This is a genomic window from Calyptranema fuscum S582 (assembly GCF_055793305.1).
Map to the genome: position 1 here is coordinate 75,009 of NZ_JBSLYH010000019.1, position 16,430 is coordinate 91,438.

Annotated in this window: 14 protein-coding genes; 5 read left to right on the plus strand and 9 right to left on the minus strand. The window is 49.5% G+C overall.

Annotation, left to right across the window (positions count from 1 at the left end):
• Positions 1-16: 16 nt before the first annotated feature.
• Positions 17-1,903: a type IV secretory system conjugative DNA transfer family protein gene (locus ACR6Z4_RS14650; protein WP_479718033.1), complete on the minus strand. Its 1,887-nt coding sequence runs from the start codon at positions 1,901-1,903 to the stop codon at positions 17-19.
• Between the two features lie 210 nt (positions 1,904-2,113).
• Between ACR6Z4_RS14650 and ACR6Z4_RS14655 the strand changes: the two genes are divergently transcribed.
• Positions 2,114-3,220, plus strand: coding sequence for a DUF5895 domain-containing protein (locus tag ACR6Z4_RS14655; protein WP_479718034.1), 1,107 nt, complete (start codon positions 2,114-2,116; stop codon positions 3,218-3,220).
• A 104-nt stretch (positions 3,221-3,324) separates the two neighbouring features.
• Here ACR6Z4_RS14655 and ACR6Z4_RS14660 read toward each other — a convergent pair whose 3' ends face one another.
• Genes ACR6Z4_RS14660 through ACR6Z4_RS14675 form a run of 4 tightly spaced genes read right to left on the minus strand, consistent with a single transcriptional unit; the run spans position 3,325 to position 7,256 of the window.
• On the minus strand, positions 3,325-3,921 hold the full coding sequence (locus tag ACR6Z4_RS14660) for a hypothetical protein (protein ID WP_479718035.1): 597 nt from the start codon (positions 3,919-3,921) through the stop codon (positions 3,325-3,327).
• A gap of 25 nt (positions 3,922-3,946) precedes the next feature.
• Entirely contained in the window at positions 3,947-4,504 is a 558-nt protein-coding gene (locus ACR6Z4_RS14665; RefSeq protein WP_479718036.1) for a hypothetical protein, read from the minus strand.
• Between the two features lie 10 nt (positions 4,505-4,514).
• Positions 4,515-6,926 (minus strand): M23 family metallopeptidase, encoded by a 2,412-nt coding sequence (locus ACR6Z4_RS14670; RefSeq protein ID WP_479718037.1) that lies wholly within the window; start codon positions 6,924-6,926, stop codon positions 4,515-4,517.
• A 24-nt stretch (positions 6,927-6,950) separates the two neighbouring features.
• Positions 6,951-7,256 (minus strand): hypothetical protein, encoded by a 306-nt coding sequence (locus tag ACR6Z4_RS14675; protein ID WP_479718038.1) that lies wholly within the window; start codon positions 7,254-7,256, stop codon positions 6,951-6,953.
• Positions 7,257-7,338: 82 nt separating this feature from the next.
• Between ACR6Z4_RS14675 and ACR6Z4_RS14680 the strand changes: the two genes are divergently transcribed.
• The 3 genes from ACR6Z4_RS14680 to ACR6Z4_RS14690 all read left to right on the plus strand — a co-directional run bounded on the left by ACR6Z4_RS14680 (position 7,339) and on the right by ACR6Z4_RS14690 (position 10,400).
• Positions 7,339-8,085, plus strand: coding sequence for a hypothetical protein (locus ACR6Z4_RS14680; protein WP_479718039.1), 747 nt, complete (start codon positions 7,339-7,341; stop codon positions 8,083-8,085).
• 68 nt (positions 8,086-8,153) lie between these two features.
• Positions 8,154-9,941 (plus strand): bifunctional 3'-5' exonuclease/DNA polymerase, encoded by a 1,788-nt coding sequence (locus ACR6Z4_RS14685; RefSeq protein WP_479718040.1) that lies wholly within the window; start codon positions 8,154-8,156, stop codon positions 9,939-9,941.
• 138 nt (positions 9,942-10,079) lie between these two features.
• Positions 10,080-10,400 (plus strand): hypothetical protein, encoded by a 321-nt coding sequence (locus tag ACR6Z4_RS14690; protein ID WP_479718041.1) that lies wholly within the window; start codon positions 10,080-10,082, stop codon positions 10,398-10,400.
• 84 nt (positions 10,401-10,484) lie between these two features.
• Here the strand turns inward: ACR6Z4_RS14690 and ACR6Z4_RS14695 are convergent, their stop codons facing one another.
• Together ACR6Z4_RS14695 and ACR6Z4_RS14700 are read right to left on the minus strand one after the other, a co-directional pair.
• A complete protein-coding gene (locus ACR6Z4_RS14695) occupies positions 10,485-14,729 on the minus strand; it encodes a chemotaxis protein CheB (RefSeq protein WP_479718042.1) in 4,245 nt (1,414 codons plus the stop codon).
• A 47-nt stretch (positions 14,730-14,776) separates the two neighbouring features.
• Positions 14,777-15,058, minus strand: coding sequence for a helix-turn-helix domain-containing protein (locus tag ACR6Z4_RS14700; RefSeq protein ID WP_479718043.1), 282 nt, complete (start codon positions 15,056-15,058; stop codon positions 14,777-14,779).
• Positions 15,059-15,568: 510 nt separating this feature from the next.
• Here ACR6Z4_RS14700 and ACR6Z4_RS14705 point away from each other — a divergent pair.
• A complete protein-coding gene (locus ACR6Z4_RS14705; RefSeq protein WP_479718044.1) occupies positions 15,569-15,814 on the plus strand; it encodes a hypothetical protein in 246 nt (81 codons plus the stop codon).
• Between the two features lie 192 nt (positions 15,815-16,006).
• Here the strand turns inward: ACR6Z4_RS14705 and ACR6Z4_RS14710 are convergent, their stop codons facing one another.
• On the minus strand, positions 16,007-16,228 hold the full coding sequence (locus ACR6Z4_RS14710) for a response regulator (protein ID WP_479718045.1): 222 nt from the start codon (positions 16,226-16,228) through the stop codon (positions 16,007-16,009).
• Entirely contained in the window at positions 16,203-16,424 is a 222-nt protein-coding gene (locus tag ACR6Z4_RS14715) for a response regulator (protein WP_479718046.1), read from the minus strand. Before ACR6Z4_RS14715 ends, ACR6Z4_RS14710 begins: the two co-directional genes overlap by 26 nt.
• Positions 16,425-16,430: the final 6 nt, after the last annotated feature.

The window sequence follows — 16,430 nt, forward strand, 5'->3', positions numbered from 1 at the left end:
GTTTTGCTAGCAATGATTATTCTTGTAATCCTGGTGCTGTAAAAGTTCGTTTAGGGAAATGATCAAGTGCATCGGTTTCAACACCCCTTCCAGATGAAGGTGCTGATAACTCTCCTTCATCTGGAAGGGGTAACATTCGTTCTGCTTCTTCAATTCGCTCATACAAGGCTTGAGTTAGTGCGTCTACGTTTGGCATAATTACTTGGCTCTCCAAGCCTGCTCGCACTTGCGATTCCCATAATGCCTCACTCTCCTTTGCGCGTTTCTCATCTGCTTTAGGGACAGGAATAATCAATGGATAAGGAATCGATGCCTGTCCGCCTGAGCTATAGCCAGGACTAGTGATCACGCATTTGCCTTGAGGAAATTTGAGAATTTCATCGGCACTGATCACCGGCATTTTTTGCAGATTCTCACTCCAGCTAATCGAACGGCTCATTTGTCCGCCGAGCGATCGCCCCGTCGTTCGATTTTTGATCAGCACTTCTTTTTCCCCGTACCGTTTTGAGTAATCTTCAGCCGTTTTATGATTACCGGGATTGAACAAGACGTGGGTGCTACAGGCGGAAGCGATCGCGGCACCCATCTTATCCCCATAAATATCATAGAGCTGATCTAAACTTTGGATGCCCAAAATGAAACAAGCGCCATTGGAACGGTATTCGTTAATCCATTGTGGTAAGCGATCAAGTTTGATCGATGGCAGCTCGTCTAGAGAAATAATTAGCGGGTCTTTACGAGGTGTGCTGAGATTTCCCACAATCATCAAATGAATTGCAGCAGCCAGCAGTGGACCTACCACGCTCCGGCGCTCATCATCCAGTTTGAACACCACCATCTCTCGTCCTTCTAGACGAGTTGGAATTGTAGATTTGCCAATAAAGGCTCGTAGCAAGTCTGCCTGAATGAATGATGAAAAAGTGCCTGCGGCGGTGGTCAGAATGCCGGAGATTGTTTTTTCAGCATCTTTCGCGCTAAGAAACTGCACAAATGAAGTAGCAACCCATTCATCCAGTTGTTTGGATTGCACGGCATAGTCAATCCGATGTACTAAGTTAGGCAAGCGCAACACCGCGTAGAGCATTGCCATGTCGGGATAACGGGAACCCTTAACTAGTTGCAGCAATGCCTTTGCTAGTAGATCGCCTGCTTTGGTGAAGAACTCGTCACTCCGTCCACCATCGCCCTCTCTGGCGTTGCGATTAATAACTTTACCAATTTCCCCCGCCATCACTCCATCTCTGGCATCTCTCATATAGTCCAGGGGATTGATCACACCACTAAAAGACTCTCCCGGTGCAAAGACTCTGACCTGATAACCATAACGAGCGGCGAGGGGGGCGTGAAGGCGCATTTGATCGCCTTTCTTGTCGTAGAGCAGAATCGGGAACCCCTGCTGCATTGCGCTTTCTAACATGCGATCGATTGTAGAATACGTCTTTCCAGAACCAGGAGCACCAATTACCAGTGTGCCCCGTTCCGAGCTGGGGAACCAAACTGTTGGGGATGCTCCCAATGTGGTTTGGATGGTTGTCATCATCCCGCGCCACGCTCCTTTCGCCCAGTAACGGGGGGTGCCAGACCAAAGCGTTACCTTATTGTGTTTGCGTTCTCGAATTTGTTTGAGCGAGAAGCTGGTTGCAGATAGTTTCTCCGCAGTGCCGCATAGCTTGCCTGTCGTAATCTTGCCCTTACCCGATCCACTGATGCGGAGCAGCACTAACACAACCAATAATCCACCCAGCATCGCCCAACCTTGAGGATTGTTGTATTGCCGAAGCATTTTGCCAAAGTCGATCGCTGCTAGTGGTTGGGAATGAGATGACACCTGAATTAGGGCAGTAGACTTAGGGCTGTTGCTGCCGGAGAAATGATTTAAGTATGCGGGCAAGGGAAGAGGCATAGCGAATGTCTGAAACCTTGGCAGGAATTTTAACGATTGCAGGTCAGGCAATGGCTCAACCGTCTGGACATTTTTTTAGGGGGTGATTAGGGGGTGAGGGAATGGAGTAGGGATATCCAATAGCTCAACCGTCAAATCGTATTGTTTCTGATCAAGCAACTTTTCAGGCTAACGCCTCAGAGCGGGGATAATTCATTTGACTGCACTGCAATGGTTAAATCAACGAACTCCAAAAATAGCTCTACCAGCACTACCAGAACGGGTGCTAAAGCGGCTACTCCCAAATCACCAAAATCAACTACGGCAACTGGCTCTCGTGCAGCTCGAACTGAAAGAATGGAGCCAGAAGAGTTTGAAGTTGATTCAGACTTGCTCAGCGATGCCTACAATCAGGTGCGCCGACCGCAGTTGCCCTACGGCATTGTGGTCAATGATAAGCCAGCCGGAATCTTGATTCCGATCGATCAGTTGGAAAAGGCAGGCTGGATTGCCATGCCCGATGCAGATGACCTTACGACCGTTACCTTCACTGAAGATGTCACGGGTCTTTTGATTACGGAAGCCCGGTTGCTCGTGCTGGCATTTGTGCCGGAATACATTCGCTACAAGTCGGATGTGGAAGATTTGGGTGGTACGGTGGTTGGACTTTATGACGAGTACCGCAATAGCCTTGACAAGAAATCGATGGATGTTTGTTCAGAACATGCGCTGCTGTTTCTGGATGAAGATAACCAACCGCTGCATACAATGCCGATCGTGGTTCGGTTCAAAAATGTTGCGCTTTGGAGCTTTAAATCAGTTCGTGAGGAGTTCTACCGTGCTCTGGAAAAAACGTTTGCTGACTATTTCAACGTGCCGTTCAGTGGCAAAAACGACAAATGGCGGAGTTTGGGCGTGTTGGAAGTGGAATTCAAAGCAGTCAAGGAAGGGGAGGGCAAGAACAAACATGATTGCTGCAAGACGGTGGCGTATACCAAACCAACGATCGAAACCCTGCCTCTCCTCTATTTGGGCACTCCTACAGCAAAGGCGCTGATCTGGCAGCAGCATGATGCGATCGCAGGATTCACAGAACCTCAGTCCTTACCCGCCTTGCCAGGAGAGGTAGAAGCTGTGGAAGTAGAGGTATTACCGCCTCACAAGAATGGTGGGACTGCTAAAGCCTTGAATACCAAACCTTCTACTAAGCCTCTACGAAAAATCAAAACAATTGAAGAGGAGGAAGATTTCCTTGATGACTTGGATGATTCGGGCACAGAGTTAGATGATGAGGACTTTGATTTCGATGATGATGACCTAGATGATGACGAGGAGTGAACCAATTTATCTTTATTGATTGTTCTAGATCAACCTCTGTTATAGCCAGATTGGCTATGGCAGATTTTTTGCTTGTAGCTGAAGGAGCAATGTTGGACGTAAGTTCAAGACGAGAGAAGTTGGCTGTCTGCAAGCTGGTAGCGATCGCCATTGAAACAATAATTCAATTGCCGTAAGCGATCGCCCTCCATCTGCAACACTTCTAGACAGGGCAAAGCCTGACCCCGATCTTCTCCCACCTGAATCAGAGGTTTATTTGTTGGAAGGTTAGGGTTGAGATAGTTTTGAAACACCTCTACTGCGGATTGGTTCTCTCTCAACCAGTAGCCAGTGTAGAGACAACCCAAAGCTCCGCATAAATTGGGGGTGTTGAAATTGAAGAGAGTCAATTTGCCTTCTTTGCCATCTACAGACCAGGCAAGCAAGGTTTCTTTTGCCTGTGCCACATCCATGTCTGTGTTTGTTTGAATCACTTGTTCTATAACAGCTTCTGGGACTATGGCTGTCGCTTTTTGCCAGGGAACGGTTGCTGCACTAGAGCTACAACCTGCTCCACCAATGAGTACCGATAACAACAAAAAAAGACTAAAGCCAATGCGAAACCAGTACCCTACTTGGCACAACCAGTGAGGTGGTGCAGGGATGGTGGGTGCGCTCAGTTCTTGCTGAATTGGAGCCAGGTTGGAAGCCGAATCTGTCATAGCGAGTTTCCTTCTCAACTTGCATTCACTGTTGAACCTGAACATTAGCAGGGATAGCAATGCCCAACTGCCGCAGCGCCCAGACTTCCTCTGCAAACCAAGTGGGATTTTGGGTGGAGGCTGCGCCCTGGTTGACCTGTTGCTGGAAGCGATCTTTACCAAGGCGCTGAATCTCTCGCCGGAATCGTGCCAACGTCAATTGTTGAGCAACGGACTGGGGGACAACACTGGCAAAGGGAACGCGATCGCCCATTGGGTTAAAAAACAATTCCTCACAGCGTCCATTCGTAACTGCAACAATCAGATTAGTCGGCTGTTGGTTATTTTCGGTGTAAGTTGCCAGCAGGTAATAGTCTTTGCCCTGCAAGCGACTAGAGCCAATTAGCTCACTCCGGACAATAGGCTGTCGGGTTTGTTGAGGAATACAGCGACTAACGGTTTCTGGAATGCTTGTAGTTTGAGCGTCGAGAGGAAGGTATCCCAGCCCAACAGTAAGCAGCATTCCTACCACGATTAGTCGCCAGAAATGTGAGGTCAAGCGTCTGCTAATGGAGCCAAATGAGAATCTTCGACGAGGTTGCATTGATTCCTCCTTAGAATTGAACCTGTTGTCTAGGATTGATGGGAGAGCCACTGCGCCAATTACCAGGGGTAGCACCTTCTAACACTTCAAAGTGGAGGTGGGGTCCGGTGCCCAATCCACTTTGACCACTGCGGGCGATCGCCTGTCCCTGCTGCACCGGGGTACCCGCGCTCACGTCCATTGAATCTAGGTGAGCATAGAGCGTCATCCTGCCATTGGCATGGTCCACAATCATGGTTTTGCCATAGCCCGAAAGCCAACCTGCGTAGAGCACTCTGCCACCATCAGCCGCACGAACCGGTGTCCCGATCGGTGTGCCGATATCAATGCCAGCATGATTCGAGCTACAACCAGCACAAGGACTGGAGCGAGGACCAAATTCACTGGTCACTGGAAAGCCTGGAGCAGGGTTGGTCAGCCTACCCGTGACTTGTCCTGGTGTTCCATTGTTCTGGGTTGCCTCGTTGCTTTTGACTCTAGAGGAATTAGCGCTTGTCAGGGTTGCACTGGGAGCGCAAGTGAGTGTGCCGTTGCCACCGTTGCGATAACGGGTGAGAGCAGCGCGACCGTAATCTCGTAGGCTCAAACGACCCAATGCATCGGAACCGCCACCATCGACACGGCTGTAGTCGCCACCAAAATGTTTTTGAGCAACTCGTTCTAATAAGCGATCGCCCGTGAAGGGTTGTCCCGTCGTTGGATCAATCTGTCCCCGTGTTACCTGAATTTTATTGGCGAGATCTGCCATAAAGGCGCGATCCTGATCGGCGGGTGGAAAGAACTGAAACAGTTCTGCTTCGGTGGGTTGATAGCCCTGCCCAATGCGATTTAAGAATCCCTGCCCACCTGGCTTTGCAGCAATTAATTGCACGGCGTAAGGGTTGTAGCTCATGAACTGGTAGCGACCTAACCCCCGTCCGCAGTTACTGCCCCCATCCGCGCACGTATGAACTCCAACTGCTTGGTAGCCTCCGCTTCCAGCACTTTCGATGCTGGCGATCGATTCCGCCAGCGCATCTAAATCAATCCCTTGCAAGGATCGTGCCGACACGGGTTGACTACTGCCACCTAAACTACAAGGATTTTCCCCATCCCGATCGCCAGCAATGGTTTGGCTACTTCCAGGTTCTCGGCTAGCTCCGATGGGTTGAGATGCCGCAGCAGCTCGTTGATCGCTCAAATCGCCCACAAACATCAAAGCATTGACTTTGTAGGTGAAGAACGGCACTGGACCAATGAAGTAGGGTGTACAACCCAGCGCGTTGGCGCAGAAACGGAAGAATAAGGCAGTGTCTACGGTATCCGTGGTTTCATCTGGCTCCATCACCACAACTTTGAAAGCAGAACCAAAGGGCAAGCGCCCTGTAGGTTCTCGACCACCATTTACCGATCGCAAGACACCCCAGCCACCCTGGACTTCCTGATATTTTCCTGAAATCCATTGCTTACCTTCCAGCCTGCCACGCGCACTACGTCCGGCGTTCTCCAGATCATCCAGTTCAACATAGGCGCAATCCGTTTCAGCACAGGGGACAGAAAAGCCCTGAACATCGGAGCCAGAAATAGTGTTATTTCGCTGTGCCTCTGCTGGGCCATACACCTGATCAACTCGCATGACCAGGCTACCCAGTTCAGCGATCGGGTTGGGCATTGACCCTAATGGCACCTGACCCAATCCTGGAATACCTTTCACAAAGCTGTTCATCCAGCCCTCAAATTGTTGGAGTTGAACGGCTTGCAGGTTGGGAATGGAGGTAATCGGAAAACCAGACAGATCAATGTCTTTTAAGCGTAACTGTCCAACTTGGGGATGCTGTGCCAATACTTCGGCCAGCGTCTGATCAGAGATATTAATGCCGACAGCTTTGGCAGCTAGAAGCGCAGCGACAGGGGCGATCGCCCGCACATTGGTCTGTGCCAACCCTGGCACTACCTTTGCCAAATGGCTCAAGGTTTGATCGGCTGCCAGTGTAAACGTACTCAAGGCAACCTGATTGAAATCGAGATTGGTGAGTTGAGCGATCGCCCCTGGCGAAAAGACTTCTGCCTGAAATGCCTGGGAAATGTCCCCCAACTTCAAATATTGATCGGGAGTCATGCCAGCATTCCAACGGCGGCTCAGGTCATACCCCAACGTTTGCACATAGGGTTTACCATCGATTGAGCCAGCACGGCTGATACCCGGCATCTGCGATAAAGAGATTCGGTTCCAGTCAGGCAACAAAACTTGAGTTGCAGGTAGCCCAGATTGACTTCCTGCAACTTCTAGAATTCGCGTGGGTAGGCTGCCGTCGTCAATGGTACGAGCAAATGCAGGTGTGTTGAACCCGCAAAGACCCATGACAATCAAGCACAGCGAAATGAGCCATGCCAGAACACGCTGCCTTTTGAAGCCTTCTGGCATTCTCAGTGGGGTATTCATGACATCAGGCAGAGTTAAAGGGGATTAAAGCTCCAGTTCCGGTGCAGAAAAAGTGCGCTCCGTCTTTGGCTGATAACCAGAACCCTTGCCATAGCCCTTTAGGTGAGGGTTGGGGTTCGTGGCGGATTCTGAGTAAGGCGTATCACCAAAGTTTTGCTCAAAGATATTCTCCTGGTAGCCATCGCTGAAGTGGTCGGTTTGCCAGGGATTTGTGCCTGCTCCAGAGATCGACTGTTCGCTGCCATATCCATCGGTTTGATGACCAACGATTTGATAACCACTATTGCTTTCAGGGTTCGTATTGAAATCTGGTGTCGGTTCGGTGTTCATCGCGCAAGCCGTCCATACGAAACGATATGCCTGTCAGCCTATAAAGTTTGACGCAGTGATCACCTCAACCAGGTGGACAACAGTGCTTCAGCCAATTGGCTGTTTGTGGGGAACGGCTTTAGAGGAGACTTGCACTGTGGATCAACTGAGTTTTATTCCTGAAGAGTTAGTCCGAACCCTTCAACAAAATGCTGGTAATGAAGATACCCGTTGCTCATCCAGCACCCTGGAAATGTTGCGGCTTTTGGCATCCCTTGATGTTCCCAAGGAATTACTAGCGTGCATGTTGGAGATGGCAGAGTTTTCCATCCATCATGTTCGCTATTTAGCGGGACCCTTAGTGTTACATCGAAGTTTGTGGGGTGATGTGATTCCAACTTGGTTAAAGATTGCCTGTGTGCAGGATCGATTTGACCTCATTATTTCTGAGTATGAACAGGATCAAGTTGGAGACTACGCCACGCCGACTGAAGTGTTGGCTTACATGATGCCTGCCAGTTTTGAAGCGCCCATGCACCGCGACTATTCTGACCTTTACATTTGGGCAGGTAATGAGGTAGTGCGGAAGCATAACAAACTACCGGAAGGTGCTGACAATTTTTATGAATTGATTGGTGGTCATGTGATTGAGTTCAAGACTGTCAAAACTGAGTTTCATAATTTGAGCAGATCGATTCGCCAAAGTGTAGTGAAACACGCAGCTCAACAGGGATGGGGAAAGCGGCGTAATCGGATAAAGGCAGAAGCGATTCTCTGCGAGACGGCAAAGCCGAACGCGGTTGACCCAGTTCAAACAATCGATCAACCAGAGCAGGGTAGTTTGTTTTGAATCATGACAGCTACCCGAATGATTGGTGCTATCGCCCCTTCAGGATAGTCCTCCATCTATTTCCAGTCATGTCCGTTTCCACAACTTACCCTAATTTGAAAGATGTTCCTTATCACTTGATTACATCAAATCAAGAACTTGAAACTGCACTGCGATCGCTAGAAAAGTCTCCGATTCTTGGATTGGACTGCGAGACAACTGGGTTAGATCCTCACAGGCACACCATTCGATTAATTCAACTCGCAGTCCCCAATCAGCCAGTGATTCTAATCGATTTACCCCAGATTGCCCCCTGCAATTACTACCCGCTCCACAAATTTCTCTCCAGATCCGCGATCAAAATTACCCATAATGGTAAATTTGACTGGCAGTTCCTTGCTCAAGCAGGACTCCAGCCCAGTGCTCCTTTCTTCGACACACAACTTGCCTATCGAGTGCTGACGGCAGGGTTAAAAACGGGTCTCTCATTGCAAACCCTTGCTCAAAAGCTCCTGAATCTAGAACTGGATAAAACTCAACAGGTGAGTGACTGGAGCAAACCGCTGACATCACAGCAGTTACAGTATGCAGCAGTGGATGCCGCAGTTTTGCTGGAGATGTATCCGATCTTGGTCAAGAAACTGGAGCGATCGCAGCTTCTCAAAATTGCCCAACTTGAGTTTCACTGTATGCCTGCGGTGGCTCAGATGGAACTAAATGGCATGTTATTAGATCTTTCTCGCTGGCAAACGTTAGGGGCAAAGCTGGAGAGCGATCGCGATGCTGCACTTCATCAGATCAGGGAACTCCGAATTGCGGGTAACGCTCAAATGTCCTTGCTGCCGGAGATGACAGATACAATCAACCCCAACTCTCCACAACAGGTGCTTGCAGCACTGCAAGCGGCTGGAATTCCAGTGAACTCGACTAACCAGAAGGAACTGGTGCCCCTGGCGAAACAGTATCCTGTGATCCGAGCGTTGTTGGATTACAGGCACCTCTCCAAAATCACTGCCACCTTTGCTGATAGCTTGCCCAAGCACGTCCATCCTGTAACAGGAAGGATTCACCCAACGTACTACCAGCTTGGAGCCAGGTCGGGTCGGTTCTCTTGTCGCAATCCACCTTTGCAAACCATTCCTCGCGATGCCGCAGCTCGAACCTGTTTTGTTGCTGCACCAGGTTATCAAATAGTGCGAGCCGACTATTCGCAAATTGAGCTGCGAATTGTTGCTCGATTAAGTGGCGATGTCCGGATGCAACGAGCCTATCGTAAGGGTGAGGATCTGCATCGGCTGACAGCAGCTCTTGTGACGGGGAAAGCGATCGCTGATGTGAGCGAGGAGGATCGACGGCTTGCCAAAGCCATCAATTTTGGGCTGATTTACGGCATGGGTGCTGCCAAACTTCAGAGCTATGCTGAGACAAAGTATGGAGTCACTCTGTCTTTAGAGCAGGCAAAGGCATTCCGAAAATGTTTCTTTGATGCCTACGCCGGAGTGGCAGAGTGGCATGAGACGATCAAGCGTAGTTACATCCGGGGAACGAAGGAAAGCCGAACCCTGGCAGGTAGGCGACGCAGATGGGCAGATAAACCTAGACTAGCGGAGTTGCTGAACCATCCAGTCCAGGGATTGAATGCTGACATCACGAAATTGGCGTTAGTGAAACTCAATAAAGTACTGGCAGAGACAGGAGCAAAGCTGATTTGTACAATTCATGATGAAATTCTGCTGGAGTGTCCTGTTGCTGAGGCAAAGCACATCAGTTATCTCTTACATCACGGCATGGTTGCAGCAGCTCGGAAGTTTCTGCATCCGATCCCAGTAGTCGTAGACATCAAAGTTTCAGCTAGTTGGGGTGGCGATGAAGCTTAGGGAATAGTTTTGCCTTTAGGACGAATTAAGTATTCCCTAAGCAAAAGCAGTACGGGTGAATCTGGACTTAGGGAATAAAAACAAGCTAAAGATCCCTAAATATTCCCTAAGCAAATTTTGCGGGATCAGGGGTGGGAGATGCCAAAGCGGAGCAAATCAGCGCGGTTGATTCAGGAACTCCAGGATTGGAGTGATGAAGAATTAGGGGATCTGGCTGAAATGATTCAGGGGCTATTAGAGTCACGGCGGGAGGAGGCAGAGGAGGAGAACCAGGAGACTCGTGAGGATGGAACACCATTGGGGAAACACGGAGGGCGAGGGCATATTGAGCTGAAAATGATTCCTGATTCTAAGACGGGTAAGGCTTATGGTCCTTATCGTTATCTCCGCTATTGGGGAGTAACGAAGAAGGGAGCGATGGGGTTGAAGAGTGTTTATTTAGGTAAGGCTGGCGGATAGACGCTCAAGAAATGTATCAGGCATGAGTAGGCTCAGCAATAAGAGTTAAGCGGTTAAAAAGGAGAGAAAGCGAAATAGCATCGATTATTCAGTTTCTTCTATTGAAAGTGGGTGGATTGACAGGATTGCTCTGACTAATTCCTCTGGCTCTACGGGTTTCGCAATATGGCGTTGGAATCCGGCAGCGATCGCCCGTTCTTGTTCGGTCTCGCTGGCATAGGCAGTCAGGGCGATGGTGGGAATTTGCCCTCCCGCTTCTGCATTGAGCGATTCGCTTCGCGAAGCCTCGAAGAGTCGCACTTGCTGAATCAACCAGTAGCCGTCTTCTTCTGGCATTCCAATATCGGAAATCAGCAAATTATAACGATCGGGAGCTTCATTCAGCACGGATACAGCTTCTCTAGCCGATGCCACCACCCGCACGTCAGCCCCATACTGTTCCAACACAAACTCGAGTAACTCACGGGTATCGTCTTCATCATCAACTGCTAAAATCCGCAATCCGGTAAGTGAAGTGTTGGGGAGTGGGGGGGTGGCTGCTTCACTCCTCCACTCCCCAGCACCTAACGCCTTTGGCGACGCTGCGCGAACACTGGTTGGCAGCGGCAACCGAACGATGAACGTCGCTCCTTGTCCTTCACCGGGGCTGGTTGCCTCAACGGTACCGCCATGCAGTTCCACCAGATGGCGCACGATTGAGAGTCCCAACCCTAGTCCTGGTTTCGCTTTGGTGGTACTGGAATCGCCTTGCCGGAAGCGATCGAAAATATAGGGCAACAGATCGGCTGAAATACCCTGACCAGTGTCGGTAACAGTGATCTGGGCTTCACTCCCTACCTGTTCCAACTTCACTTCAACCTGTCCACCTGTTGGGGTGAACTTCACCGCATTGGACAGCAAATTCCATACGACTTGCTGCAAGCGATCGCCATCACCGACGGTGGTTTGAGAACTCAATTGAGCAACGATTTGAATATTTTTGGCTTCGGCTGCTAATTGAACATTCTCGATCGCAGCTTGCACCACCAAGCGTAGATCCAGCGGGCGAGTGCGAAGATTGAGCTTGCCACTGACAATCCGAGAGGTATCTAAAAGATCTTCAACGAGTTGGGATTGCGCTCTGGCACTCCGCTCAATGACTTCTAAGGCGCGAGCAGCAGTTGCTTCATTCAGGGTGCGGGAACGGAGTTGTTGTGCCCAACCCAGCATGGCGTTGAGGGGATTGCGGAGTTCATGGGAGAGGTTTGAGAGAAATTCATCTTTAACTCGGTTAGCATCTTCAGCTAGCTGACGGGCTGCCTGCTCCACTTCAAATTGCTTCCGCTCGGTGATATCGGCGATCGCCAACAAAATCATGCCAACGTTGTCCTCTCGTTGCAGCTTGCAGACATTCAGCAGCATCGTTTTTTGCCCAATCTGCTCAAACTGCTGTTCCACCTCAAAATTCTGAACCTGTCGATTGTGAATCAGCACCTCTTCCAACAGCGATCGCAGGGGAGGGATGTTCCACTGGCCGTTGCCTAGCTCAAACCAAAAAGCTTGCCGGGTTTCAGATTCAGAGACCTGAAACACGTTGTAGAAGGCTCGATTCACCGTGTTCACGCGCAGATCGGCATCCAGCACGACTAAGGGGGTTTGCACCGTCTCGACGATCGCTTCTGCGTAGTTCAGTGCCGCCTCTAAGACTGCCGCATGGCGTTTCAGCGCGTCAATATCGAGAAACACCATCGTTACCCCGTCAATTTGGTTTTCGGTTGTGCGATAGGGTCGAATTCTGAGGCTATACCAGTAGCCTGCTTGGGTTTGAATTTCCTGCTCTTTGGTATTGAGTGTCTCCAGTACCTCCAACGCTATGGCTTCTAAGTTAGAGGCATCAAAATCGGTGCGGAAGTCGTTAAACGGTCGTCCAACATCGGCGGGAATAAAGTTAAACAGGCGCTGGGCAGTGGGGGTGAAGCGGCGAATTCTCAAATCATTCGTCAGCATCAAGATTGGCACACTGATGCTGTCAACAAAGTTGTTCAGGTCGCTATTGTCTCGGTTTTGTTGCGAATTGCGACTCCGGAGTTCCTCGTTGGTGGTGCTCAGTTCTTCGTTCGCTGCCTGAATCTCCTCTTTCGCCGTTTGGAGTTCTTCATTGGTGCTTTGCAACTCCTCGTTGCTCGACAAGATCTCTTCGTTTGCCACTCGTAGGCTTTGGTTGAGATAGTTGTGTTCCTGAATCACCGCTTGCAAATGCGCTTGGGTCGAAAGTTCGCGTTGGGTAGAGGCTGCCAGGGATTGACGCAACTGAATGATTTCACGCTCTAGATCTTCGGGTTCCTGGCGTTCCACTGGAGTGGATGTCAAGGGAGTGGCGGCAGGTGAAACCGCTTCAAAAATGACCAAAAAATACAGACCGTTGGCGATCGTGGGTTGGAAGGGAATCACTTCTAGATTGAGGCAAGTCGCTGAGCTTTGGTTGGTCGAAGCCCCTCGCTCACCCAATTCAAGCTGGATTTGTTCTTGTCGAACCGAGGTGTTTTGGGTTTGAGCTTGATAAATGGCCGTGCGTAGCGGCATCGCCAAGCCCTCTCGTGCCATCATCAACAAGTTTAAGTCAGTAGTTCCAGGCGATAGTCTCAGGTAGGGATCGGTGTCTCCGCGCAAGTGGAGGATGTGCATTTGGTCGTTCACCACCACGGACACTGGCGCATAGCGGTTTGAGATCAGTTGATCTACTTCTCGCGCTAAATCAAAATTATGGGCAATGGTTTCAACAATTCCCTGTTGACTCCCGCCCCGTACCACCGGATAAGAACTGGTCGTGAAGGAAAACAGTGGACGAGTCGAGGTCAACTTGCGAGCATAAATTTTGGTGGCTTCATGAACTGAGGTAAACAAGTCTGAGGCAGTCTTGATACTTTCGGATGTGCCCAACATCAAAAAGCCAGTTAAGTTGAGACTGTAATGAAACAAGGACATGATGCGCTCTTGCAACGAATCTGATAAATAAATCAGCACGTTGCGACAGCTAATCAGATCCAGATTAGAGAATGGCGGATCAGCCCCTAAATTATGTCGAGCAAAGACGCATAGTTCCCGCAGGTTGCTGCAAATCTGATATCCTCCTCCGGGTACAGGGACAAAGAAGCGGTTGATTTGATCGGGTGAAACCCCTTCAAGCTGACTTTCTAAGTAGAAGCCTGCCCTTGCTTTATTGAGCGCGGCTTCGCTGATATCGGTGGCAAAAATTTGGATTGGCGGCATGGTAGCCCGATCGCTAAAGAACTCCCATAAGCAAATGGCGATCGAGTACACTTCTTCCCCTGTGGAACACCCTGCGACCCAAATCCGCAGCGGAGTGCTAGCCGTTTTGTTTTGGCTAATGGTGGGAAAAACCTGGGTTTTTAACTGCTCAAAGGCTTCTGGGTCACGGAAAAAACTGGTGACATGGATCAGAATTTCTTCATAGAGCGCTTGAACTTCATCCGGATGTTCTTGCAGATACTCGGCATACTCCTCCAGACTTTCGAGCTTATACAACAGCATTCGACGCTGCATCCGGCGATCGATCGTTGTGGGTTTGTACAGCGTAAAGTCAACACCAGTTGTGGTTCGCAACAGCGCAAAAATGGTCGCCAGGGCGTTACCGGGTTGGGGCAACTCCTGCACCACCTGAATCGGCTCTGATCGCTGTAAAAAGGGACTGCGACTGATGTTTGTTAACTCTGTAGCAATGGCTTGCGGTGGCAGCACAAAATCGACACGCCCAGTCGCAACAGCGGTATTCGGCATACTGTCAAATCTAGCGGTTGCTTCACATTGAGCAAACGTCACACCACCCGCCACCTTCACCGCTTTTAACCCCTGCGACCCGTCTCCATCCATGCCTGATAGAACGACGGCGATCGCCTTGTTTCCCCGATCCACGGCTAGCGAGTTAAAAAACACATCTCCGGGTACAAAGTGACCCCGAATTTTCTGGCGGGGAGCGAGATGGAAAATGCCGTCTACCAGCGTCATCTGAGCGTTAGGCGGAATCACATAGATCTGATTTGGCTCAACCACCATCTGGTCTTGCACTTGACGCACGGGCATTTGGGTGTGTCTGGCTAAGATTTCGGGTAGTAAACTTTCGTGATCGGGAGAGAGATGTTGAATCAGCACGAATGCCATGCCTGTATCCGGCGGCAAATGACGAATCAGGTCTGTGAATGCCTCCAGCCCCCCGGCTGAAGCAGCAATCCCCACTACCGGAAAAGGAGCATCAGGTTTGGCGAGAGGCTCTAGATCCATGTTTTCAGAAGGGTTGGATTCAAGTGAATTTTCGGGGGGGGGGTGAGTCATAAATAATACGGACACTACTGATGATTCGAGAATTAAAAGTGGGAGGATTAGAAGTTTTTTGGAAAATACTGTGTCAATAAACGGTGAGCTAGTTCGCGCTTCGCTTCGCTGCCACTCTGACTTATTTCGATCGCTAAAGCATTCAGTTGCCGCAAGGCTAAGGGCATCGGCTTGGCGCGATCGTTCTCCCAACGGTTTACGGTTACTAATGTCACGCCGAGTTTGGCAGCAAATTGCTCTTGAGTTAGCTCACACAGCGCTCTCAGTTCACGAACAAGAACACTTAGAGCAGCGGCAGAGGGCTTAGCTTTACACATTGTTAAGGACATAAATCACCTTAATCGGACATTAACACGTGATGCGTCAAGTGAGTATTTCACGTCAGGAAAGGCAGCGCATCTACCTTGAGACATGCTTAATTCACCATAGCCTGTCTGTTGGCTCTACCCTGAAGCAAACATTCAAGTTGACAAGGCTATTCTTTAATCCGTCGAATTAGAACACTTCAGTCTCCTCGAAGCGCCGAGTGACTGATTTGCCCTGACTGCTTTTGTCAAAGAAGGAGGTCAACAAGAAGCAACGACAGCAGGGACTCAGCGACACCTCTCCAAACCTGTCATCCCAGACAACTTAATTGAGGCAGCGCCAAGCATTGCCAGTCTCTTACGGTAACAAAGCAAAGATAACTGAGCGAGCAACACATCTGAATACTTGCATAAATTGCTCCCCAGGAAATACGATCCCCAATTTAAAGTGGAACCCTTGGTAGAGAAAGAAAAGATGGCTTAACCAGTACAACATTAACTATGAAGACATCACTCTACAAGGACGAGGTCATTATGGCTGCAACCATCACAAAAGTACCCCCATTTCGCAAAGGTGAAAACGTCAAGTTTGTGGGTGGGGCTGGCACTGTTAAGAGCTACCAACTAGAAGCGGGTAGTTGGACTTATACAGTTGAGATGGCAATGGGGACAGAGCCGGAAATGGGTAGGATTGGCTACGAAACGACTGTTTTGTTGAACGAAGCTGATTTGGTTCCCCAAACTATGACCCCTTCCTCTGAGTTGGCAATTAGTGCTTAGTTCAATGCTACTGGTGAAATCATCTTAAACAGGATAGAACAGGAATTCTAAAGTATTTCACTTCAATTCCAGCAAAGTGATGTCAAAAGTATTAAACGATGAAGACGATGGTGGCGCATTCGCGTTGCTGTTGTGGTCGTAGGGCAGTCTTGAGGAGGACTGCCTTTTTTGTATGAATTGATCCATGTAGCATCATGGATCAATAAGTTGCTTGGGCTGTAGGATTGTCTGAACTCGGTTTAGTAAATCGTCAAGGTCAATAGGTTTGCGAATGAAACCGTCAGCTCCGGCATCAAATCCATCCGCAGGCATAGGTTCACTGTAGCCCGTTACTAGAAGGATAGGAATAAACGGGAGCGATGGGTTCTGCCGAATACGACGAGTCACTTCAAACCCATTCATTCCCGGCATCATGACATCGAGCAATACTAAATCTGGTGGATGGATGAGATGCAATTTTTTCCAATGCTGCATGACCATCATCAGCAACTTCAACTTGATAGCCCTCAGCCTCTAAGACAGTTTGCAGTAGAACGTAGTTATCAGGTAAATCATCAACCACTAGAATGCGATCGACATCAGTAACGGTTTCAGGAGACGGGCTATTCATCAAGCA